Origin of the sequence: Streptomyces sp. NRRL S-1022, assembly GCF_000720135.1 — a bacterium.
Lineage (GTDB): Bacteria > Actinomycetota > Actinomycetes > Streptomycetales > Streptomycetaceae > Streptomyces.
On record NZ_JOIU01000019.1, the window covers coordinates 142,230 to 163,277 of the forward strand.

17 protein-coding genes are annotated in these 21,048 nt (G+C 71.9%); 4 read left to right on the forward strand and 13 right to left on the reverse strand.

Going from position 1 to position 21,048, the window contains the following annotated elements:
- Window positions 1-4 precede the first annotated feature (4 nt).
- The 5 genes from trmD to IG05_RS0126550 form a co-directional block, all read right to left on the reverse strand.
- Window positions 5-838, reverse strand: coding sequence for a tRNA (guanosine(37)-N1)-methyltransferase TrmD (gene trmD / locus IG05_RS0126530; protein WP_030346461.1), 834 nt, complete (start codon window positions 836-838; stop codon window positions 5-7).
- Window positions 835-1,380, reverse strand: coding sequence for a ribosome maturation factor RimM (gene rimM / locus IG05_RS0126535; RefSeq protein WP_030346462.1), 546 nt, complete (start codon window positions 1,378-1,380; stop codon window positions 835-837). Before rimM ends, trmD begins: the two co-directional genes overlap by 4 nt.
- 133 nt (window positions 1,381-1,513) lie before the next feature.
- A complete protein-coding gene (locus IG05_RS0126540) occupies window positions 1,514-1,753 on the reverse strand; it encodes an RNA-binding protein (protein WP_005479813.1) in 240 nt (79 codons plus the stop codon).
- 5 nt (window positions 1,754-1,758) lie between these two features.
- A complete protein-coding gene (gene rpsP / locus IG05_RS0126545; protein ID WP_030346465.1) occupies window positions 1,759-2,187 on the reverse strand; it encodes a 30S ribosomal protein S16 in 429 nt (142 codons plus the stop codon).
- Window positions 2,188-2,483: 296 nt separating this feature from the next.
- Window positions 2,484-3,080 carry a hypothetical protein gene (locus IG05_RS0126550; RefSeq protein WP_030346467.1) on the reverse strand — a complete coding sequence of 199 codons (597 nt, stop codon included), beginning with the start codon at window positions 3,078-3,080 and terminating at the stop codon, window positions 2,484-2,486.
- Between the two features lie 542 nt (window positions 3,081-3,622).
- Between IG05_RS0126550 and IG05_RS0126555 the strand changes: the two genes are divergently transcribed.
- Window positions 3,623-4,507 carry a class I SAM-dependent methyltransferase gene (locus IG05_RS0126555; protein WP_199808387.1) on the forward strand — a complete coding sequence of 295 codons (885 nt, stop codon included), beginning with the start codon at window positions 3,623-3,625 and terminating at the stop codon, window positions 4,505-4,507.
- 7 nt (window positions 4,508-4,514) lie between these two features.
- Here IG05_RS0126555 and ftsH read toward each other — a convergent pair whose 3' ends face one another.
- The 6 genes from ftsH to IG05_RS0126585 all read right to left on the reverse strand — a co-directional run bounded on the left by ftsH (window position 4,515) and on the right by IG05_RS0126585 (window position 14,292).
- Entirely contained in the window at window positions 4,515-6,449 is a 1,935-nt protein-coding gene (gene ftsH / locus IG05_RS0126560; protein WP_030346470.1) for an ATP-dependent zinc metalloprotease FtsH, read from the reverse strand.
- 90 nt (window positions 6,450-6,539) lie between these two features.
- Entirely contained in the window at window positions 6,540-8,093 is a 1,554-nt protein-coding gene (gene ffh, locus IG05_RS0126565; RefSeq protein ID WP_030346471.1) for a signal recognition particle protein, read from the reverse strand.
- Between the two features lie 127 nt (window positions 8,094-8,220).
- The gene (locus IG05_RS0126570) at window positions 8,221-10,680 is read right to left on the reverse strand and encodes a [protein-PII] uridylyltransferase (protein WP_030346472.1); all 2,460 of its coding nucleotides are present in this window, start codon (window positions 10,678-10,680) and stop codon (window positions 8,221-8,223) included.
- A gap of 55 nt (window positions 10,681-10,735) precedes the next feature.
- The gene (locus IG05_RS0126575) at window positions 10,736-11,074 is read right to left on the reverse strand and encodes a P-II family nitrogen regulator (protein ID WP_030346475.1); all 339 of its coding nucleotides are present in this window, start codon (window positions 11,072-11,074) and stop codon (window positions 10,736-10,738) included.
- Window positions 11,071-12,411: an ammonium transporter gene (locus tag IG05_RS0126580; protein ID WP_030346477.1), complete on the reverse strand. Its 1,341-nt coding sequence runs from the start codon at window positions 12,409-12,411 to the stop codon at window positions 11,071-11,073. Before IG05_RS0126580 ends, IG05_RS0126575 begins: the two co-directional genes overlap by 4 nt.
- 402 nt (window positions 12,412-12,813) lie before the next feature.
- Window positions 12,814-14,292, reverse strand: a complete 1,479-nt coding sequence (locus IG05_RS0126585) for a hypothetical protein (RefSeq protein WP_030346479.1) — start codon at window positions 14,290-14,292, stop codon at window positions 12,814-12,816.
- A 456-nt stretch (window positions 14,293-14,748) separates the two neighbouring features.
- On the opposite strand from IG05_RS0126585, the gene IG05_RS0126590 reads away from it, so the two are divergent.
- The gene (locus tag IG05_RS0126590; protein WP_030346482.1) at window positions 14,749-15,405 is read left to right on the forward strand and encodes a bifunctional DNA primase/polymerase; all 657 of its coding nucleotides are present in this window, start codon (window positions 14,749-14,751) and stop codon (window positions 15,403-15,405) included.
- A 92-nt stretch (window positions 15,406-15,497) separates the two neighbouring features.
- Here the strand turns inward: IG05_RS0126590 and ftsY are convergent, their stop codons facing one another.
- Entirely contained in the window at window positions 15,498-16,700 is a 1,203-nt protein-coding gene (gene ftsY, locus IG05_RS0126595; RefSeq protein WP_030346484.1) for a signal recognition particle-docking protein FtsY, read from the reverse strand.
- 170 nt (window positions 16,701-16,870) lie between these two features.
- On the opposite strand from ftsY, the gene IG05_RS0126600 reads away from it, so the two are divergent.
- Window positions 16,871-18,328, forward strand: coding sequence for a cytosine permease (locus IG05_RS0126600; RefSeq protein WP_030346485.1), 1,458 nt, complete (start codon window positions 16,871-16,873; stop codon window positions 18,326-18,328).
- A gap of 145 nt (window positions 18,329-18,473) precedes the next feature.
- The gene (locus IG05_RS0126605; RefSeq protein ID WP_030346488.1) at window positions 18,474-19,445 is read left to right on the forward strand and encodes an LLM class flavin-dependent oxidoreductase; all 972 of its coding nucleotides are present in this window, start codon (window positions 18,474-18,476) and stop codon (window positions 19,443-19,445) included.
- A 170-nt stretch (window positions 19,446-19,615) separates the two neighbouring features.
- Here the strand turns inward: IG05_RS0126605 and IG05_RS0126610 are convergent, their stop codons facing one another.
- Complete coding sequence (locus IG05_RS0126610) at window positions 19,616-21,031, reverse strand: sugar porter family MFS transporter (RefSeq protein ID WP_030346490.1); 1,416 nt, start codon at window positions 21,029-21,031, stop codon at window positions 19,616-19,618.
- Between the last annotated feature and the right edge of the window lie 17 nt (window positions 21,032-21,048).

Here is a 21,048-nt window from a genome sequence, read left to right on the forward strand (position 1 = left end):
CGGTCTATTCTTCCACGCCCCCGGCCCGCCGCCAAAATCGGCCGTGCGGTTCACCGTCCGGGTCCGGTTCCCAGCCCAGGATGGAGAGCATCTCGCGGTCCTTCTTGTCGAAGGCCTTGGGGTCGCAGCGCTCGATCAGGTCGGGACGGTTGAGGGTGGTGCGCTTCAGGGCCTCGTCGCGGCGCCAGCGGGCGATCTTTCCGTGGTGGCCGCTCAGCAGCACCTCGGGGATGTCCCGGCCGCGCCAGACGGGCGGCTTGGTGTAGACGGGGCCTTCGAGGAGGCCGGCCATCGCGCCGGGCGCGAAGGAGTCGTCACGGTGGGACTCGGCGTTGCCGAGGACCCCGGGCAGCAGCCGGGCGACGGCCTCCGTGACGACGAGTACGGCCGCCTCGCCGCCGGCGAGGACGTAGTCGCCGATGGAGACCTCGTAGACCGGCATCCGGGTCGCGTACTCGTCGGTCACGCGCCGGTCGATGCCCTCGTAGCGGGCCGGCGTGAAGATCAGCCAGGGCCGCTCGGACAGCTCGACGGCCAGTTCCTGGGTGAAGGGCCGGCCGCTCGGGGTGGGGACGATGAGCGCGGGGGCACCGGCGCCGGTCTCGTAGCCGTCGGCGAGGACCGTGTCCAGGGCGTCGCCCCACGGGTCGGTCTTCATGACCATGCCGGGGCCGCCGCCGTAAGGCGTGTCGTCCACCGTGTTGTGCCGGTCGTACGTCCAGTCCCGCAGGTCGTGCACGTGGACGTTCAGCTGGCCGCGCGCGCGTGCCTTGCCGACGAGGGAGACGTTCAGGGGCTCCAGGTACTCGGGGAAGATCGTGACGACGTCGAGTCTCATGCGCTGTCGTCCCTCGACGAGGCGATCTCCGCGCGGTCGTCGATCAGGCCCGGGGGCGGGGCGATGACCGCCCTCTGCTCCTCCAGGTCGATCTCGGTGACGATCTCCTCCACGAACGGGATCATCACCTCGCTGCCGTCCGGGCGCTCCACGATGAACAGGTCCTGCGTGGGCAGGTGCGAGATCTCGGTGATCCGGCCGACCTCGGTGCCGTCCTCGGTGACCACGTCGAGGTCGATCAGCTGGTGGTCGTAGAACTCGTCCTCGTCCTCCGGCAGCTCGTCGGGGTCCACCTCGGCGATCAGCAGGGTGTTGCGCAGTGCCTCGGCGGCGTTGCGGTCGGTGACGCCCTCGAAGCGCAGCAGGAGGCGACCGCTGTGGACGCGTCCCGTCTCGATGGTCAGCGGTCCCGCGGAGGCGGGGTCCGTGGCGAGTACGGCGCCGGGCGCGAGCCGGAGCTCCGGCTCGTCGGTGCGTACCTCGACGGTGACCTCGCCCTTGATGCCATGGGCACGGCCGATCCGTGCGACTACCAGCTGCACGTGTCCAATTCTCCTGTCATCTGCTGCTCGCGTCCTGCTCGTACGCGTCCTGCTCGTGTGCGTCCTGCTCATACGACTGCGGGCCGGGGACGGCCAGTGGCCCTCCCCGGCCCGAGCCGGTTGCGATGAAGCGTCAGCGGACGTGGTCCACGTCGACGAGGTCGACGCGGACACCGCGACCGCCGATGGCGCCCACGACGGTGCGCAGGGCGCGCGCGGTGCGGCCGTTGCGGCCGATCACCTTGCCGAGGTCGTCCGGATGCACCCGGACCTCAAGCACACGCCCGCGACGCAGGTCGCGCGAGGCGACCTGCACATCGTCGGGGTTGTCGACGATGCCCTTCACGAGGTGCTCAAGCGCCTCTTCGAGCATGCTGCTCAGGCCTCGGTCGACTCAGACGCCGACGACTCGGCGGCCGCCTCGTCCTTCTTCTCGGCCTTCTTCTTCTGGGTGATCGCCTCACCCTTGCCCTCGTCCTCACCGGTGAAGGCCTCGAACGACGGACGGGCCGGCTTCGGCTCGGCGACGAGCAGCGGCGCGGGAGCCGGCTCGCCCTTGAACTTCTGCCAGTCGCCGGTCTTCTTCAGGATGGCGAGCACGGGCTCGGTCGGCTGGGCGCCGACACCGAGCCAGTACGCCACACGCTCGGCGTCCACCTCGATGACCGACGGGTTGTAGGTCGGGTGGTACTTGCCGATCTCCTCGATGGCCCGGCCGTCACGGCGGGTACGGGAGTCGGCGACGACGATGCGGTAGTGAGGCGAACGGATCTTGCCCAGACGCTTCAGCTTGATCTTGACTGCCACGGGAGTGGGTTCTCCTGGATTGACGTGGTTGGGCACGGCAAGTTGCCGCGTGGGGTTGCGGTACCCGAGTGCCCGATGGACGCGTCAGCCGGAGGAGAGAGGGGTCCTGTGCGGCTGTCGAGTACAGCTAGCCATTCTGCCACACGCCGGGGGCCGCTCCGGGCCGAGGGTGGAGCAAGCCGGACGCGGGCAGGCCGGATCGGCACCCGGCGCGGAGGTGAAGTCGCGTCGGGTGCGCCGCCCGGTGCGGTGCGGATACCGGCCGCGGCTCACGGCTGCCACGAGCAGCCGTGGGCCTATGCCGCCCCCATGACCTCCGGGATCCGGAACGGCTTGCCGCAGCCGCCGCAGACGATGGGGGCCTGGGCCAGGACCGAGGGCACCACCCGGACGTTGCGCCCGCAGTCGCACACCGCCTTGACCCGGACACCGCCGCCGGAGGAGCCGTGCCGGGCGGCCGGGCCGCGGAAGGTGCGGGTGGTGTCGGCCGAGGTCGCCACGGTGTGGGCCTTCAGCGCGCGCTGCAGCCGCTCGATGGTCGGGCGGTACCGCCGCTTCGCCTCGGCGTTCAGCGTGACCAGCGAGAAACCGCTGCTCGGGTGCGGCTCCTCGGGGTGGTCCAGGCCCAGTTCCTCGGCGATCGCGAGGAAACGGCGGTTGTGGTAGCGGCCCGCCCGGGAGGTGTCACGGATACCGCGGGCGGCGGCGATGCCGTGGACTGCCTCGTGGAGGAGCCGCTCGAAGGAGAGTTCGTGACCGCACGCGGACGACGACTCCCCGATCAGGGATTCTGGCGCGGCAAGGTCCGGCAGTTCGGGGTGGTACCGCTGAATGTCGGCCCACGCCTGCGCCAGCTCTGCGGCGAGAACAGGTGGTGTCTGTGTCGTGCTCACGTAATGACAACGAGCGGGGGTGCCGCTGTGTTCCTATTCCGGGGCATCCCAAATAATTTGCACGTACCCGTCAGTTGGCACTGATGCGTCTGGACGAGGGCGGGTGCGCTGATCTGCGGAGAAGCGTTACAGCTCGTACCAAGCTGGTGCGTAGTCCGCGCTACGCACCGCCCGGGAGTCCCGGTGCGACGACGGCCGGCCGCTGCGCAAGAGGTGTTTCGGCCGCTTCCCGCACCGGCCCCCACTCCGGACAGCGTCCACGGCGCCCGTGACGTTACCCGGCACCCCCGCACCCCCGGTCACCGGCCCGTCCCCGGCTCCGCCCCGGCCCTCCCGCGGACCGGACACCGCGGGGCCCTCCAGGTTGCCGGGACGTGAAATCTCGCCACACCCGTGTCCGCACCCCAAGCCGGGCCCCACGACCCCTGGACGGCACCGCGAGCCGGGAGTTACCTGGCATACGTGGGAAGGGCGCACGCCCGGCACGGGGGCCACGCAACCGGGCGCAGCGGCGAACTGTCGGCGGATTGGGGCGCATACCTATGACACCTACGCTCGTGCGGCAGCACCTGTCTCATACGGGCTCCGCGGCCCGCGTGGACCGGAGCGCACGCGCGCGTGACTGGTCGGAGATCCAGGAGCGGATGCTCGTACCGCTCTACGAAGCCGTGTACGACCGACTCGACGTGGGCCCCGCCACCCGTCTGCTGGGCCTGCGCTGCGGTTCCGGGCTCGCCCTGCTGATGGCGGCCTCCAGGGGCGCCGCCGTCACCGGTGTCGAGCCGGCCTCCCCCGAACGGCTCGCCCTGGCACGCGAACGCCTGCTGCCGGGGCCGCCGCCCGGCGGCAGCGGCGGCCCGCGCGCGCGTACGGCGGCGGCTCTCCTGGACGGCCCGCCCGCCGGGCCGCCCGCGCACGCGGCCGGCGCGGATCCGGCCGGCTACACGCTCGTGACCGCCTTCGAGCCGATCGGCGGCCTCGCGGGCGACTCCGAGGGGCTCGCCGGGCTGCTCGCCGGCGCGTTGCCGCTGGCCGGCCGCGGGGCCGCCGTGGTGCTGGCCGGCTGGGGACCGCCGGAGCGCTGCGCCACCGCCTCGGTGTTGCGCGTAGCCACCAAACTGGCCGATCCGGTGGGCGGCGCGCGCAGCCCGCGGGCCGTCCGGCGCGACGACCTGGAGGAGGCCGCCGGACGGGCCGGGCTGAAACCGGACGGCTCGGGGCGGGTCGCCTGCCCGTTCGGGTACGCCGACCTCGACAGCGCGGTCCGCGGACTGCTGTCCACCGGTCTCTTCGACGCCGCGATCGCCGCGACCGACGCCAAGCAGGTGGACAAGGAGCTGACGGAGGCCCTGCACCCGCACCGGCGCCCGGACGGCACCGTGTGGATGCCGAACGTCTTCCGCTACCTGATCGCCCGCGTGCCCTGACCGGGCTTCAGCTCTCGCCGCCCTTGGTGAGGCGCGTGATCCCGGCGATCCGGTACGCGTCGGCCTCGTCCAGCGTCTCCGTCTCCAGCAGCGCCTGCGCCAGCGCGTCCAGCCGGCCCCGGTGGTCACGGAGCTTGTGGCACGCCTCCGCGTAGCACTCGTCCACGATCCGCCGCATCTCGGAGTCGATGACGTCCAGGGTCTGCGGGGCGGCGGACAGCCCGTAGGCCTGCTGGGCGTCGCTGGGCAGGGCGGACAGCCGGCCGACGCGTTCGCTCATGCCCCAGCGGCCCACCATCCCGCGCGCGATGTTGGTGACCTGTTCGAGGTCGTTCTCCGCACCGGTCGTGACGACCCCGTAGACGACCTCCTCCGCCGCCATGCCGCCGAGCGCGCCGATGATGCGCCCGCGCAGGTACTCCTCGGAGTGCGCGTACCGCTCCACCTCGGGGGTGGACATGGTCACGCCGAGCGCCCGGCCGCGCGGCACGATGGTGATCTTGCGGACGGGGTCGGCGCCGGGCTGCAGCATGCCGAGCAGGGCGTGGCCGCTCTCGTGGTACGCGGTACGGCGGCGGTCGTCCTCCGGCATGATCAGCGTGCGTTCGGCGCCCAGCTGCACCTTCTCCAGCGCCTCGGACAGATGGGCGCCGGTCACCTGCTCCTGCTTGCGTTTGACCGCGAGCAGAGCGGCCTCGTTGGCGAGGTTGGCCAGATCCGCGCCGGTCATGCCCGGGGTCACCCGGGCCACCTGGGTCAGGTCCACGTCGGGTGCGAGCGGGATCTGCCGGGTGTGGATGCGCAGGATCGCCTCGCGGCCGCCGCGGTCCGGCGGGGACACGGTGACCACCCGGTCGAAGCGGCCGGGACGGGTCAGCGCCGGGTCCAGGATGTCCGCGCGGTTGGTCGCCGCGATGACGATCACGCCCTCCGAGCCCGAGAAGCCGTCCATCTCCGTGAGGATCTGGTTCAGCGTCTGTTCGCGCTCGTCGTGGCCGCTCATCGCGGAACTGCCGCCGCGCGCGCGTCCGATGGTGTCGATCTCGTCGATGAAGATGATCGAGGGCGCCACCTTGCGGGCCTCGGCGAACAGTTCGCGGACGCGGGACGCGCCGACGCCCACGATCATCTCGATGAACTCCGACGCCGAGGCCGAGAAGAACGGCACACCGGCCTCCCCCGCGACCGCCCGGGCGAGCAGGGTCTTGCCGGTGCCGGGCGGCCCGGAGAGCAGCACACCGCGGGGCAGCTTCGCGCCCATCCTGCGGTAGACGTCCGGGTGCTCCAGGAAGTCGACGACGTCGTCCAGTTCGCCCTTGACCTCGTCGATGCCGGCCACGTCCGCGAAGGTCGTACGCCCGGTGCCCGGCCGCAGCCCGACCGGCCTGGGTGGCGCCCGGCGCCCGAACAGCCCGCCCGCGCCCGGCAGGGACCCGCCGAGCCGCCGTGAGACGAGGACCCACACCACGACCAGCACCACGATCGGGATCAGGGAGATCAGCGCGTTGGCCACGAAGCTGCGTTCCTGCACCACCGGCTGCGCGGTCACCGTGACCCCGTGGCTGCTCAGGTTCTGCCACAGCCGGTCCGCGGCGAAGGCCGGCCGCTGCGTCTTGAACTTGGTGTAGTCGCCGCCGCCCTCGGGGTTGGCACGGGCGCTCCTGAGCTCGCCCTGGATCGCGTCGCCCTTGGAGTAGATCTTGGCGACGTTGCCCGCGCCGACCTGCCGGCTGAACTCCGTGTACGAGATCGTCGGCTCGTTGCCCTGGCCGAAGTAGTGCAGCCCGACGTAGGCCAGCACGAAGACGATCACCGCGGTGGCGAGCAGGCCCCACCACTTGCCGCCCCGGAGCCGGCCCGGCCGCCGGGGGGACTCGTCCGGTGTGCCCTCGGCGCGCCACGGCTGATCAGGCGTCTTGCGGGGTGGCGCCGCATCGCTCATATCTGGACGTTACGACACCCGGCGGCCCTCGGCACGCGCAAGGGGCGCCCCCCGCGGAAGGAGGCGCCCCTCAGGCCGTGCGCACGGGACTCAGCCCATGAACTTCTTGAACTCGTCGGGCAGCTCGAAGTCCTGGCCGCCCTGCTGGCCCGGCAGACCGAAGGCGTTGCCGCCCTCCACCGCGGCGGCGGCCCGGCGGGCGGCCTCCTCCAGCTCCTGCTGCTTGCGCTTCATCGGGTTGCCGGAGCGCTGCTTGCCCTTGGCCTTCTTCTGCTGCTTCTTCTGCCGGCCGGGGCCGCCGCCCATGCCCGGCATCCCCGGCATGCCCGGCATCCCGCCCTGGGCCATGCGGGACATCATCTTGCGGGCCTCGAAGAACCGCTCGACCAGGTTCTTCACGGCGCTGACCTCGACGCCGGAACCACGGGCGATACGGGCGCGGCGGGAGCCGTTGATGATCGTCGGGTCCTGGCGCTCTGCCGGGGTCATCGACTTGATGATCGCGGCGGTGCGGTCCACGTCGCGCTCGTCGATGTTGTTGATCTGGTCCTTGATCTGGCCCATGCCGGGCAGCATCCCGAGCAGCTTCGAGATGCTGCCCATCTTCCTGACCTGCTCCATCTGGGACAGGAAGTCGTCCAGGGTGAAGTCCTGGCCCTTCTTCGACGCCAGCTTGGAGGCCATCTTCTGGGCCTCTTCCTGGCTGAACGTCTTCTCCGCCTGCTCGATCAGGGTGAGCAGGTCACCCATGTCGAGGATGCGGGAGGCCATCCGGTCCGGGTGGAACGCGTCGAAGTCGTCCAGCTTCTCGCCGTTCGACGCGAACATGATCGGCTTGCCGGTGACCTGCCGGATGGACAGGGCGGCGCCACCGCGGGCGTCACCGTCGAGCTTGGACAGGACCACGCCGTCGAAGCCGACGCCGTCGCGGAAGGCCTCGGCGGTGTTGACGGCGTCCTGGCCGATCATCGCGTCGACGACGAACAGGATCTCGTCCGGGGAGACGGCGTCGCGGATGTCCGCGGCCTGCTGCATCATCTCGGCGTCGATACCGAGGCGGCCGGCGGTGTCCACGATCACGATGTCGTGGACCTTGGACCGCGCGAAGTCGATGGAGTCCTTGGCGACCTTCACCGGGTCGCCCACGCCGTTGCCCGGCTCCGGCGCGTACACCGCGACGCCGGCGCGCTCGGCGACGACGCTCAGCTGGTTGACGGCGTTCGGGCGCTGGAGGTCGGCGGCGACCAGCAGCGGCGAGTGGCCCTGCTCCTTCAGCCACCGGCCGAGCTTGCCCGCGAGGGTGGTCTTGCCGGCACCCTGGAGGCCGGCCAGCATGATCACGGTGGGCGGCTGCTTGGCGAACCGCAGCCGCCGGGTCTCACCGCCGAGGATGGTGATCAGTTCCTCGTTGACGATCTTGAGGACCTGCTGGGCGGGGTTCAGCGCCTTGGAGACCTCGGCACCGAGCGCGCGCTCCTTGAGGTTCTTGATGAACGCGCGGACGACGGGGAGAGCGACGTCGGCTTCGAGAAGAGCGATGCGGATTTCCCGGGCCGTGGCGTCGATGTCCGCTTCGCTCAGCCGGCCCTTCCCGCGGAGGTTTTTGAAAGTCGCGCTGAGGCGGTCGGAAAGAGTATCGAACACGGCGGCTTCGGTCCTCGGTGTCGGGGGCGGTCTGAGCGTCTTCCAGGGTATCCGGCCCCGCAAGCAAATCGTCCCCGCCTGCGCGGTTCGGCGAGCGGGACCGGGCCGACGGGCACGGACCGGAAGGTCAGGCCCGCAGGGTCTCCTCCAGCACCTGCGCCAGCGAGGACGCGTCCGCGGCCGGCAGGGGGGTGCCGGCGCCCGTGGTGACGTAGAACGCGTCGACCGCGTTGGAACCCAGGGTGCTCACGTGCATGCTCCGGACCCGTACGCCCGCCTTCTCCAGGGCCGTGCCGATGCGGTGGAGCAGGCCCGGGGCGTCCTGGGTGCGGACCTCGATGACCGTGGCGTGGTGGGAGGCGGCCGGGGCGACCGTGACGCGGGGCGGCGGGGCGGTCCAGCCGCGGCGGCGCGGGTAGGCCGCGTCGCGCTCGGCGAGGCGGCCGGCGATGTCGAGGCTGCCGTCCAGGGCGCGGACCAGGTCGCTGCGGAGCCGGGCCGCCTGGGGCAGGGAGCCGTACTCGGCGGCGACCCGCCAGTTGAGCAGCAGGACCGCGCCCTCGTCGTCCATGTCGTCCATGTCGTCCGGCAGGCTGACGGCGCGCAGTTCCGCCGTGCGGACGGTGAGGCGGTGCACCGCGAGGACGCCGGCGACGGCGGGGAGGACGCCGGGCTGGTCGGGCACGGCGATGAGGAGTTCGACACCCAGGGGTTCCGGGTCGCCGGACGGCTCCTCGGTGACCGGTTCGGGCTGGGCGCGCAGGGCGAGGACCGGGCCGCCGGTGCGGAAGGCCTCGATGGCGAGGCGTTCCTGCTCGGCGGTGGGCGCGGCCGGCTCGGGCTCGTCGGGGGCGGCCCCGGCGAGCACGGCGGAGACGCGCCGCACGAGGTCGGCGACGAGGGAGCCGCGCCAGGAGGACCAGGCTGCCGGGCCGGTGGCGAGGGCGTCGGCCTCGGTGAGGGCGTGCAGCAGTTCCAGGGTGCTCTGGCTGCCGACCGCCTCGGCCACGGAGCGGACGGTGGCGGGATCGTCCAGGTCACGGCGGGTGGCCGTCTCGACGAGCAGCAGGTGGTGGCGGACCAGCAGCGAGAGCACGGCCACGTCCGCCCGGTCGAAGCCGATGCGCGCGGCGACGTCCCTGGCGATGATCTCGCCGGCCACCGAGTGGTCACCGGGCCAGCCCTTGCCGATGTCGTGCAGCAGGGCGGCGACCAGGAGCAGGTCGGGGCGGCTGACCCGGCGGGTGAGTTCGGAGGCGCGGGCGGCGGTCTCGATCAGGTGCCGGTCGACCGTCCAGATGTGGACGGCGTTGCGCTGGGGGCGGCAGCGGACCCGTTCCCAGTCGGGGAGCAGGCGGGTGATCAGGCCCTCGGCCTCCAGCGCCTCCCAGACCTCGATCGTGGGGCGGCCGGAGCCGAGCAGGGTGACGAGCTGTTCGCGGGCCTCGGCGGGCCAGGGCGTGGGCAGCGGGCGCCCGGTGGCGGCCATGCGACGCACGGCGTGCAGGGAGAGCGGGAGGCCGGCCTGGGCGGCGGCGGCCGCGGCGCGCAGCGGGAGCACGGGATCGCGTTCGGGGCGTGCGGCGCGGGCGAGCACCACCTCGCCGTCCTGTTCGACCACGCCCTCGGCGAGCGGGGAACGCTCGGTCACCGGCTTGCCGCCGCCCAGCATGGCGCGCAGGCGCGGCCGGACGGCGCGCGAGCGCAGGACGCGCCCCACTTCGCGCCAGGTGACGTCGCTGGCGTACGCGATCACGCGCGCCGCTTCGTAGACCTGCCGCAGCAGGGTGTCGGCGTCGAGCAGGTCCAGCTCGGCGGCGACCTGGTCCTGTTCCTGGAGGGCGAGCCGGTCGGTGGCGCGGCCGGTGGCCAGGTGCAGGGCGTCCCGTACGTCGAGCAGGCGGCGGCGGGCGTCCGCCAGGCCCTCGCGCGGGGCGTCGGCGAGCCAGGAGGCGGCGACGGCGCGCAGGGCGGTGGCGTCGCGCAGGCCTCCGCGGGCCTCCTTGAGGTCGGGTTCCAGCAGGTACTGCAGTTCGCCCTGGCGGGCGGCGCGTTCGGCGCACAGCTCCTGTAGTTCGGGGAGGCGTCCGGGGGCCTGGTTGCGCCAGTCGGTGAGGGCGGCGGTGCGCAGGCCGGCGGTGAGCCCGGCGTCGCCGGCGAGGTGGCGGGCGTCCAGCAGGCCGAGATGGACCTTGAGGTCCTCGCCGGCCGTCCTGCGGGCCTCGGCGGGGGTGCGCACGGAGTGGTCGAGGGCGAGGCCGAGGTCCCAGACGGGGTACCAGATGCGGTCGGCGAGGGCGGCCACGGCGGCGGGGTCGGAGCCGTCGTGCAGCAGGACCAGGTCGAGGTCGCTGCGCGGGGAGAGCTCCCCGCGGCCGTAGCCGCCGACGGCCACGAGCGAGACGCCGTGCGCCGCGCCCGCCGCCGCACCGAACAGTCCGGCGAGCCAGTCGTCGGTCAGTTCCGACAGGGCGGTACGGCGCGGCGGCCCGGACCGCGCCCCCTCGGTGAGGAGGCGCAGCCGGGCCGCCGCGTAGCCGCCGGGTCCCGAGTCTTCCGTCTCTTTGCGCACATCCGTACCCGTCACCCGGCGACTCCTGTCCTGTTTCCCCCGGCTTTCCCCTGACTCGGATTCTGCTCCGTCAGAGCGCGTCCGGCCCCCGCTCGCCCGTGCGGACCCGTACGGCGGTCTCCACGGGCAGGGACCAGACCTTGCCGTCCCCGATCTTGCCAGTGCGGGCCGCCTTGACGACGACCTCGATCAGCTGGTCGGCGTCGTCGTCCTCGGCCAGCACCTCGATGCGGATCTTGGGGACGAGGTCGACGGTGTACTCGGCGCCGCGGTAGACCTCGGTGTGGCCGCGCTGCCGGCCGTAGCCGCTGGCCTCGGTGACCGTGAGGCCGTGGACGCCGAAGGCCTGGAGGGCTTCCTTGATCTCGTCGAGCCGGTGGGGCTTCACGACGGCGGTGATGAGCTTCATGCGTCCACCTTCCTGTTCTGCGCGGCGGCCGGGGCCGGGGCGGCGAGGGACCCGGTGACGCCGCCGCCGGCGCCGCTGAAGTCGTATGCGGTCTCGGCGTGCTCGGCCTGGTCGATGCCGGAGATCTCCTCGTCCTCGGTGACCCGCATGCCGAGGGTCCTGTCGAGGAGGAAGGCGAGGACGGCGGAGACGATCAGGGAGTAGGCGAGGACCGCGAAGACACCGGCGCACTGCTTCCACAGCTGGGTGAAGGTGTGGTCGCCGTAGAACACGCCCGTGGCGGTGGACTGGCCCTTGCCGGTGGCGAAGAAGCCGATCAGCAGGGAGCCGATGATGCCGCCGACCATGTGGACGCCGACGACGTCGAGGGAGTCGTCGTAGCCCCACTTGAACTTCAGGCCCACGGCCGCGGCGCAGGCGACACCGGCGATGGCGCCGACGGCGATCGCGCCGAGCGGGGAGACAGCGCCGCCCGACGGGGTGATGGCGACCAGACCGGCGACCGCGCCGGAGGCGGCGCCGAGCGTGGTGAACGCGCCGTGCCGGATCTTCTCGTAGGCGAGCCAGGCCAGCATGGCGGCGGCCGTGGCGACCTGGGTGTTGACGAACATCAGCGCGCCGACGCCGTCGTCGTTGCCGAGCCAGGAGCCGGCGTTGAAACCGAACCAGCCGAACCAGAGCAGACCGGCGCCGAGCATGACCAGCGGGAGGCTGTGCGGGCGCATGGGGTCACGCTTGAAGCCGACGCGCTTGCCGATGACGAGGATGACACCGAGCGCCGCCGCACCGGCGTTGATGTGGACCGCCGTACCGCCCGCGAAGTCGATCACGCCGAGCTTGTAGGCCCAGCCGTCGGCGCCCCAGACCCAGTGGGCGACCGGGACGTAGACGATCGTGACCCACAGGGCGACGAAGAGGGCCCAGGCGGAGAACTTGACCCGGTCGGCCAGGGCGCCGCTGATCAGGGCCGGGGTGATGATCGCGAACATCAGCTGGAAGACCATGAACACGAAGACCGGGATGGTGTAGCCGTCCCAGAGCTCGGTGAGGCCGATGTTGCTGAGGCCGATCCAGTCGGCGTTCCAGCCGAGGAGGCTGCTGCCGGTGCCGAAGGCGAGGGAGAAGCCGTACAGCACCCACAGGATGGTGACGATCCCGAGGCTGATGAAGCTCATCATCAGCATGTTCAGCGTGCTCTTGACGCGGACCATGCCCCCGTAGAAGAAGGCCAGTCCCGGAGTCATGAGCATCACCAGGGCGGAACAGATGAGCATGAAGCCTGTGTTGGCGGACGACAACTTGGGTGCGTCCGCCGCAAGCATGATGGCTGGTGCCATCGGCGTCTCCTCGTCGGTTGTGCGGCCCCGTGCGGGCGGTGCCTGAGCGGTCCGGTCGGGTCGGGGGGTGGGCCGGTTATGCGCCATGAGATTCGCGCAGCGCGGTTTCGGTGGAAGCCCCTCGTTGTTTCGCCGGGGTGACAAGGGCGCCGTGCGTGTTACGCGTGGATGAAGCGCCGGATTCCGGGCCCGCCGATCGTTATCGTCACGCAACCATCATGAGCACGACCACGACCATTCCTGCGGGAACCACGTCGGCCGGCACCACGTCCGCGGGAGCGGCGCCGGTTCGGGCGCACACAAGAGACCGGCCGCGGCGGGCCTTCCGATGACCTGGCATGGGGGAGCCGAGTCGGGCAGTTCGGGAGGACCGGCCGCGGCCGGGGACCGGGGGCCGCGGGGTCAGACGGCCTCGGCGTTCTCCGGCAGGTCGACGGCGAGCTGCTCGGAGAGGTCGACCACGGCGGCGAGGTCGCCGTAGTCCCGGACGGCCGTGTCGACCGTCTTTCGGATACGAGTGTTCACACGCTCGGAGCGGACCTTTTTGGCGATCTGCATGGCGCGCGAGGCGTAGGCGGTGCTCTGCTCGGGCTCGCGCTGGAGCAGGTGCACGGTGGCCATGCCGATGAGGTTGAGGGCGTACGACCGCTGGTGCTCCGCGTCCTCGGCGAACTTCTCCACCGCCTTGCGCATCAGCGGCTCGGCCAGGGAGGCGTAGGTGGGGCTGCGGCCGGCGACGTAGGCGAGGTCACGGTAGGAGTGGGAGTTCTCGCCGTACAGCTCGGCCTCGGAGAAGAAGCGGATCCAGTCGGGATCCGGCTCGTCCCACTCGTCGGCCTCGGCGAAGGTGTCCTCGGCCATCCGGACGGCACGCTTGGTCTTGCCGGGCTGGCCCATGTTGGCGTAGGCGCGGGCCTCCATCGCATACAGCATGGCCTGGGTGCGCGGGCTCGCGCAGTCGCGGCTGCCGTACTGCGCGAGGTGGATCAGTTCCAGGGCGTCCTCGGGCCGGCCGAGGTGGATCATCTGGCGGCTCATGCTGGACAGGACGTACGAGCCGAGCGGCTTGTCGCCGGCTTCCTTGGCGGCGTGCAGGGCGAGCACGAAGTACTTCTGCGCGGTGGCCTGGAGGCCGACGTCGTAACTCATCCAGCCGGCCAGTTCGGCCAGCTCGGCGGCGACCTGGAACAGCTTGCGGCTGGTGGACTCGGGCTGGGGTTCCTGGAGCAGGTCGGTGACCTCGTGCAGCTGGCCGACGACCGCCTTGCGGCGCAGGCCGCCGCCGCACTGGGCGTCCCACTGGCGGAACATGCGCGTGGTGGACTCCAGCAGGTCCAGCTCGGGTTTGGAGAGCCGGCCCGGCCGCCGGGAGTCCAGGGCGGGCTGGGGCTCGGGCGGGACCGGGGAGGCCGACGCGGGCACGAGCCAGCGCTGCATGGGCTCGATGAGGGAGGGGCCGGCGGACAGGGCGAGCGAGGTGCCGAGGAAGCCGCGCCGGGCGAGCATCAGGTCGCTGCGCGAGAACTCGCCGAGCAGGGCGACCGTCTGCGGGGCCGTCCAGGGCAGGTCCACTCCGGAGGCGGCGGGCGACTGGCGGGCGGCGCGCAGGCCGAGGTCCTCGATGGAGACCACGCACCCGAAGCGCTCGGAGAACAGCTCGGAGAGGATGCGCGGGATCGGTTCACGCGGGTTCTCCCCGTCCAGCCAGCGGCGCACCCGCGAGGTGTCGGTGGAGATGTGGTTGGCGCCCAGCTGGCGCGCCCGGCGGTTCACTTGGCGGGCCAGCTCGCCCTTGGACCAGCCGCTGCGCACGAACCACGAGCCGAGCAGCTCATTGGGGCGCTTGTCAGCGTTCGTCCCGCTACCGCCGTTGCCGCCCACTGGAACGCCCCCATCCCTGAGACCACTTGTCGCCTGGTGCGCCAAGCCCTATCAGAATGCCGGTAAATACGGCTCCCCGTCCGCCGGTTCTCACCCTTCGAACGAGTTGACGACTTGCCTCCGGCATACCCGCGGGGCATGTGCCCCCAGGGCTCGCACACTCACAGTAATCCTACGATCACCCGTCCAGCCACGGGAATCCCTGAAACGCCACCATTCGCCACCCCTTCGAATGAACTCACGGTGGCCGGCACGCGATTCACTTGACAGAGGACAGCCGGAAGTGGGCGGAGTGACGCACACGGGGGCGCATATGCCCCGCTGTGCCACCGGTCGCGCTTCAAGGCGCCGCCGTGCCCCCGCACCACCAAGGGAAGGCGGAGCCGTAGCGTTACGTTCCGCTTCCGTCTCACTCCGTGTCGTAACCACCGGCGCGCTGGACCCGTTGGAGGGGGCATGGGCTTCACGATCGGCGGCATCCGCGAGATCCGTTCCGGCACGCGTCGGCGCGGCCGTACCGCGGACTGCACCGCCGTCGCCGAGTTCACCGGCCTGTGGGGCTGGGACGTGGTGCCGGGGGCGCGGGCCGCCGGGGGCGTCTGCTCCTGCGGGCGGTCCGACTGCCCGGCGCCCGGCGCGCATCCGCTGGAGTTCGCGCCACCGGTGCCGGCCGGGGCCACGCTGGACGAGGTGACCAAGGCCTGGTCCGAGGTCCCGGGCGCCTCGGTGATGCTGCCGGTGGGACAGGCCTTCGACGTCCTGGAGGTCGCGGAGCCGGCCGGCCGTCGCGCGCTGGTCCGGCTGGAGCGCATGGGCCTCCCCCTCGGCCCGGTGACCGCCACCCCGGACGGCCGCGCCCACTTCTTCGTCGCGCCCGGCGCCGCCGCCGGCCTCCCCCGGCTGCTCTACCGCATGGGCTGGGACGACCCGGCCGCCCTGGACCTGCGCGGCCTCGGCCCCGGCGCGTACATCACCGCGCCGCCCTCCGACCGGGGCGGCCTGGGCCCGGTGCGCTGGCTGCGCCCGCCCGCGCTGGACTCGGCGACGCGGCCTCCGGCGGCCCGGCTGCTGCTGGGCACGCTCGCGTACGTGGCGCACCGGTCACGGGCGTAGGCGGGGCCGGACACGACGAAGCTCCCGTCCCCGACTGCACCGCGGGGGCGGGAGCTTTCCGCCGACCACCTCGAAGCGTTCCGAGGTGGTGGTCAGTCACCGATCAGGGCGTCCACGAACGCCTCGGGCTCGAACGGCGCGAGGTCGTCCGCGCCCTCGCCGAGCCCGATCAGCTTCACCGGCACGCCCAGCTCGCGCTGCACCGCGACGACGATGCCGCCCTTCGCGGTGCCGTCCAGCTTGGTCAGCACGATGCCGGTGATGTCCACGACCTCGGCGAAGACCCGGGCCTGCACCAGGCCGTTCTGGCCGGTGGTGGCGTCCAGCACGAGCAGCACCTCGTCGAGCGGCGCGTGCTTCTCCACGACCCGCTTGACCTTGCCCAGCTCGTCCATGAGCCCGGTCTTGGTGTGCAGGCGGCCCGCGGTGTCGATGAGCACCACGTCGACGCCCATCTCCTTGCCTTCCTTGACCGCGTCGAAGGCGACGGAGGCGGGGTCGCCGGCCTCCGGTCCGCGCACGGTGTAGGCGCCGACGCGCTCGCCCCAGGTCTGGAGCTGGTCGGCGGCGGCGGCCCGGAAGGTGTCGGCGGCGCCGAGGACGACCGTGCGGCCGTCGGCGACGAGCACGCGGGCGAGCTTGCCGGTGGTGGTGGTCTTGCCGGTGCCGTTGACGCCGACGACCATCACGATGCCGGGCTTGCGGCCCTCGGGCTCGGTCTTCACCGTGCGGTCGGCGTCGGTGCCGACCAGGGTGAGCAGCTCTTCGCGCAGCAGGCCGCGCAGCTCCTCGGGGGTGCGGGTGCCGAGCACCCTGACGCGTTCGCGCAGGCGCTCGACCAGTTCCTGGGTGGGCTGCACGCCGACGTCGGCGGTGAGCAGCGTGTCCTCGATCTCCTCCCAGGTGTCCTCGTCGAGGTGCTCGCGGGACAGCAGCGTGAGCAGGCCCTTGCCGAGGGCGTTCTGCGAGCGGGACAGGCGGGTGCGCAGCCGGACGAGCCGGCCCGCGGTGGGCTCCGGGACCTCGATCCCGGGAACCTCGACAACAGGGGGCTCCTCTACGACGACCGGTGCGGGGCCGCCGGGAAGATCCACCTCCTCGATCGTCCGGCGCGGTTCGTCGCGCGGCGTCTCGGCCTCGTCGCCGACGTGCGGCTCGGCCGGGGGCGCGGTGATGTCGGGCGTCTTCGGGGGCGGCGGGGGCAGCGGCTTCCGGCGCCGGCTGCCCACGATCAGCCCGCCGAGCGCGCCGAGCACGACCACGGCGATGACTACAGCAAGGATGACGGTTTCCATAACCCGACCAGTATCGGCCATGGGGTTCCCCGGAGCCTCGTTTGTGGGTTTCTCCGAGAGACAAAGGCCACTTAATGCAAGGACTCGGAGCAAAGTACGATGGTGGCGATTCCATCCACGCGCGTAGAGTCCCCTCGTCACCCTGTCCCCCCACGTCTGGCACCTCTTTCATGAGCAAAACCGTCGAGACCGAAGGCGCTCTCGAAACCCGCGGCATCGAACAGGTCCCCGACCACGAGCGCACCGCGCGGACCCGGGAGCTGTTCCCCACCTGGGTCGGCGCGAACATCAGCGTGCTGCTGCTGACCATGGGCGCGAGCCTGGTCGTGGCGTACCACCTGAACATCTGGCAGGCGCTGGTCGTAGCGGTGGCGGCGCCGATCGTGTCGTACGGCCTGGTCGGTCTGATCGGCATCGCGGGCAAGCGGGGCGGCGCGCCCGGCATGGCGCTGTCGCGGGCGGTCTTCGGGCAGCGCGGCAATCTGCTGCCCGGTGCGCTGATCTGGGTCGCGCGCTGGGGCTGGGAGACCATCAACGCGGTGACCGGCGCCTACGCGATGCTCACCATCCTGGACATCCTGTTCGGGCTGAAGGCCGACAGCGTGCTGGACATGGTGATGCTGCTGGTGTTCGTCGTCGCGACCTTCGCGATCTCGGGGCTCGGCATCAACGCCGTGCAGAAGTGCAACAAGTACGCGACCTACCTCTTCGGCGTCTTCTCGGTGCTGGTGCTGGGGTACCTGGTGGCGAACACCGACTGGTCGAAGGTGCTGGACCAGAGCGCCGGCTCCACGGCCGCGGTGATCACCGGCATCGGCATGATCGCGGCGGGCGGCGTCAGCTGGATCCCGTCCGCCCCGGACTTCACCCGCTACCTGCCGCGCACGGCCTCCTCCAGGGCGATCGTGGGGACGGCGGTGGGCGGCGCCGGTGTCGTCGTGCTGCCGATGGTCCTGATGGGCGCGGTGATGGCGGTCGGCACGCCGGACCTGGCCTCGGCGAGCGACCCGGTGTCCTTCCTGGGCGAGATCCTGCCGACCTGGATCGCCGTGCCGTACCTGTGCATCGCGCTGATCGGCATGCTGCTGATCAACTCGATGTCGATGTACTCGGCGGGCTTCACCGCGCAGACGCTCGGCTTCAAGGTGCCGCGGCACTGGGCGGTCTCCGTCAACGCCGTGATCTCGCTGGTCTTCGGCGGGGTGCTGATGCTGGTGGCGACGAGCTTCATGGGCTCGTTCATCGCCTTCCTGTCGCTGCTGGCCGTCGCGTTCTCCGCCTGGGTCGGCGTGTTCGGCGCGGACATGCTGCGCCGCACCGAGTACGACGGCCGGGCCATGGCCGACACCGGCCGCACCAGCGCCTACTGGTACCGGGGCGGCTTCTCCCCCGCGGCCGTGGCCGCCTGGGCGATCGGCCTGGTGTCGGGCCTGCTGTTCACCACCTCGGACTGGTTCACCGGCCCGCTGGCGGCGAACAACGTGATCGGCGAGTACGGCCTCGGCTGGGTCGCGACCATCGTGGTGTCGGGCGTGCTCTACCTGGTCCTGCCGAAGCCGGTGGCCCGCCCGTCCGGGACGGCCGAACCGGCCGAGCCGGCCGGGGAACGCGAGACCGCCGGCGTGTGACACACCCCGGCCGGCCGCGCCGGTCCCGTGCCCCCTCCCCGGCGTGCACAGGACCGGTCGTCCCGCAGCCCTGATCCCCTGGCGATCTGACGCCTCGTCAGCTAAGGTCCCCCTCCATCGCAGCGCACCGGAGGGGGACCTTCCCATGCCCGTCACGGTCGTCCGTTTCAACCTCGTCGCTCCCGGCGCCGCTCCCGCCGCCCTCTCCGCCCGTTACCGGGCCGCCCTGGAGATGGCCGCGTACGCCGACGACCACGGGATCGCCACCGTGCAGACCGAGGAGCACCACGGCGCGGAGAACAACTGGCTGCCGTCGCCGTTCACCTTCGCGGGCGCGGTGTTCGGGGCGACCCGCCGGATCGCGGTGACGGTGTCGGCGGTGATCGGCCCGCTGCACGACCCGCTGCGGCTGGCCGAGGACATCGCCGTCCTCGACCTGCTGAGCGGCGGCCGGCTGGTGACCGTGGCGGGCATCGGCTACCGGCCCGAGGAGTACGGCCTGTTCGGCGTGGACTGGCAGCGCCGGGGCCGGCTCCAGGACGAGCTGCTGGAGACGCTGCTGGCGGCGTGGACCGGCGAGGAGTTCACCTACCGGGGCCGCAGGGTACGGCTCACCCCGCGCCCGTACACCGATCCGCATCCGCTGCTGCTGGTCGGCGGTTCCTCGAAGGCCGCCGCCCGCCGGGCCGCCCGGCTGGGCCTGCCGTTCTTCCCGAGCGCGCACCTGCCGGAGCTGGAGGCGTACTACAAGGAGCAGCTCACCGCGTACGGCACGGAGGGCTGGACGATGATGCCGGCCGCCGAGACCCCGCTGCTCCACCTCGCCGAGGACCCGGACCGGGCCTGGGCCGCGTACGGCGGGCACTTCCTGCACGAGGCCCGGACCTACGCCTCCTGGCAGCCGGCCGGTGTCCGCTCGGCGGTGCGGTCCGCCGCCACGACCGTGGCGGAGCTGCGCGCCGAGGGCGTGTACCGGATCCTCACCCCGGAGCAGTGCGTGGCCCAGGGCCTGGACAGCCTGGTACTGCACCCGCTGGCGGGCGGGATGCCGGTGGCAGAGGGCTGGCGCAGCCTGAGGCTCTTCGCGGAGCGGGTCCTGCCGGCCCTGTCGGACTGAGCCGCGCGTGCGGCGGCCCGGCGCCCGCCTCCCGCCGCGGGCACCGGGCCGTACGACACCGCCGCCCCCGGTCCGGGCAGTGGCCGGGCCGGGGGCGGCGGACGGTACGAGGAGAGGGGCAGCGGGGACTTGGCCCTTCTCCCCGAGTGCGGGGGGCCTCGCTACGAGGCTCAGCCCATCTCCTCCAGGGACTTGCCCTTCGTCTCCTTGACGAACTTCAGGACGAACGGGACGGAGAGCGCGGCGAAGACGGTGTAGATCACGTAGGTGCCGGAGAGGCTCCAGTCGGCCAGCGACGGGAAGCTCGCGGTGATGGCCCAGTTGGCGATCCACTGCGCGGCGGCGGCCACGCCCAGGGCGGCGGCGCGGAGCCGGTTCGGGAACATCTCGCCGAGCATGACCCAGACGACCACACCCCAGGACAGGGCGAAGAAGAGGACGAACACGTGGGCGGCGATCAGGGCGGTCCAGCCCTGCGCGCTCGGGAGCTTGCCGCCGACCAGGTCGTAGCTGAACGCCCAGGCCTCCAGCGCGAGGCCGACGGCCATGCCGACCGAGCCGATGAGCGCGAGCGGCTTGCGGCCGACGCGGTCCACGAAGATCATCGCGATCACGGTGCCGACGATGTTGATGATCGACGTGGTGAAGGAGTAGAAGAACGAGTCCGTCGGGTCGACACCGACCGACTGCCACAGCGTCGAGGAGTAGTAGAACGCGACGTTGATGCCGACGAACTGCTGGAAGACCGACAGGCCGATACCGACCCAGACGATCGGCTTGAAGAAGAAGCCGCCGCCGAGCAGGTCGCGGAAGCTCGACCTGTGCTCGCTCTTCATGGCGAGCTCGATCTCGCTCACGCGGGCGTCCAGGTCGATGTCACCCTCGACCTCGGCGAGGATCGCCCGGGCGCGGTCCCGCTTGCCGACGGAGAGCAGGAAGCGCGGGGACTCGGGGATCGCGAAGGAGAGCAGGCCGTAGAGGACGGCCGGGACGACCATCACACCGAGCATGACCTGCCAGGCCTCCAGGCCCATCAGCTTGCCGCGCTGGTCGCCGCCGGCGGCGTTGAGCAGGCCCCAGTTGACCAGCTGGGAGATGGCGATGCCGACGACGATCGCGGCCTGCTGGAAGGAGCCGAGCCGGCCGCGGTAGGCGGGCGGGGCGACCTCGGCGATGTAGGCCGGGCCGATCACGGAGGCCATGCCGATGGCGAAGCCGCCGACGATGCGCCAGAAGGCGAGGTCCCACAGCGCGAAGGGCAGTGCGGAGCCGACGGCGCTGATCGTGAAGAGGACGGCGGCGATCTGCATGCACCGGATGCGGCCGATGCGGTCGGCGATGCGGCCCGCGGTGGCGGCGCCGATGGCACAGCCGATCAGGGCGATCGCGATGACCTGGGCCAGGGCGGCGGATCCGATGTCGTAACGGCCCCGGATGGCCTCGACGGCGCCGTTGATCACGGAGCTGTCGTAGCCGAAGAGGAAACCGCCCATGGCGGCGGCCGCTGCGATGAAGATGACGTGCCCGAGATGTTCGGGGTGAGCCGTCCTGGCTCCTGGCTGAGGTGCCTGCGCTGTGCTGGTCACGTGTTTCTCCTCGGGCC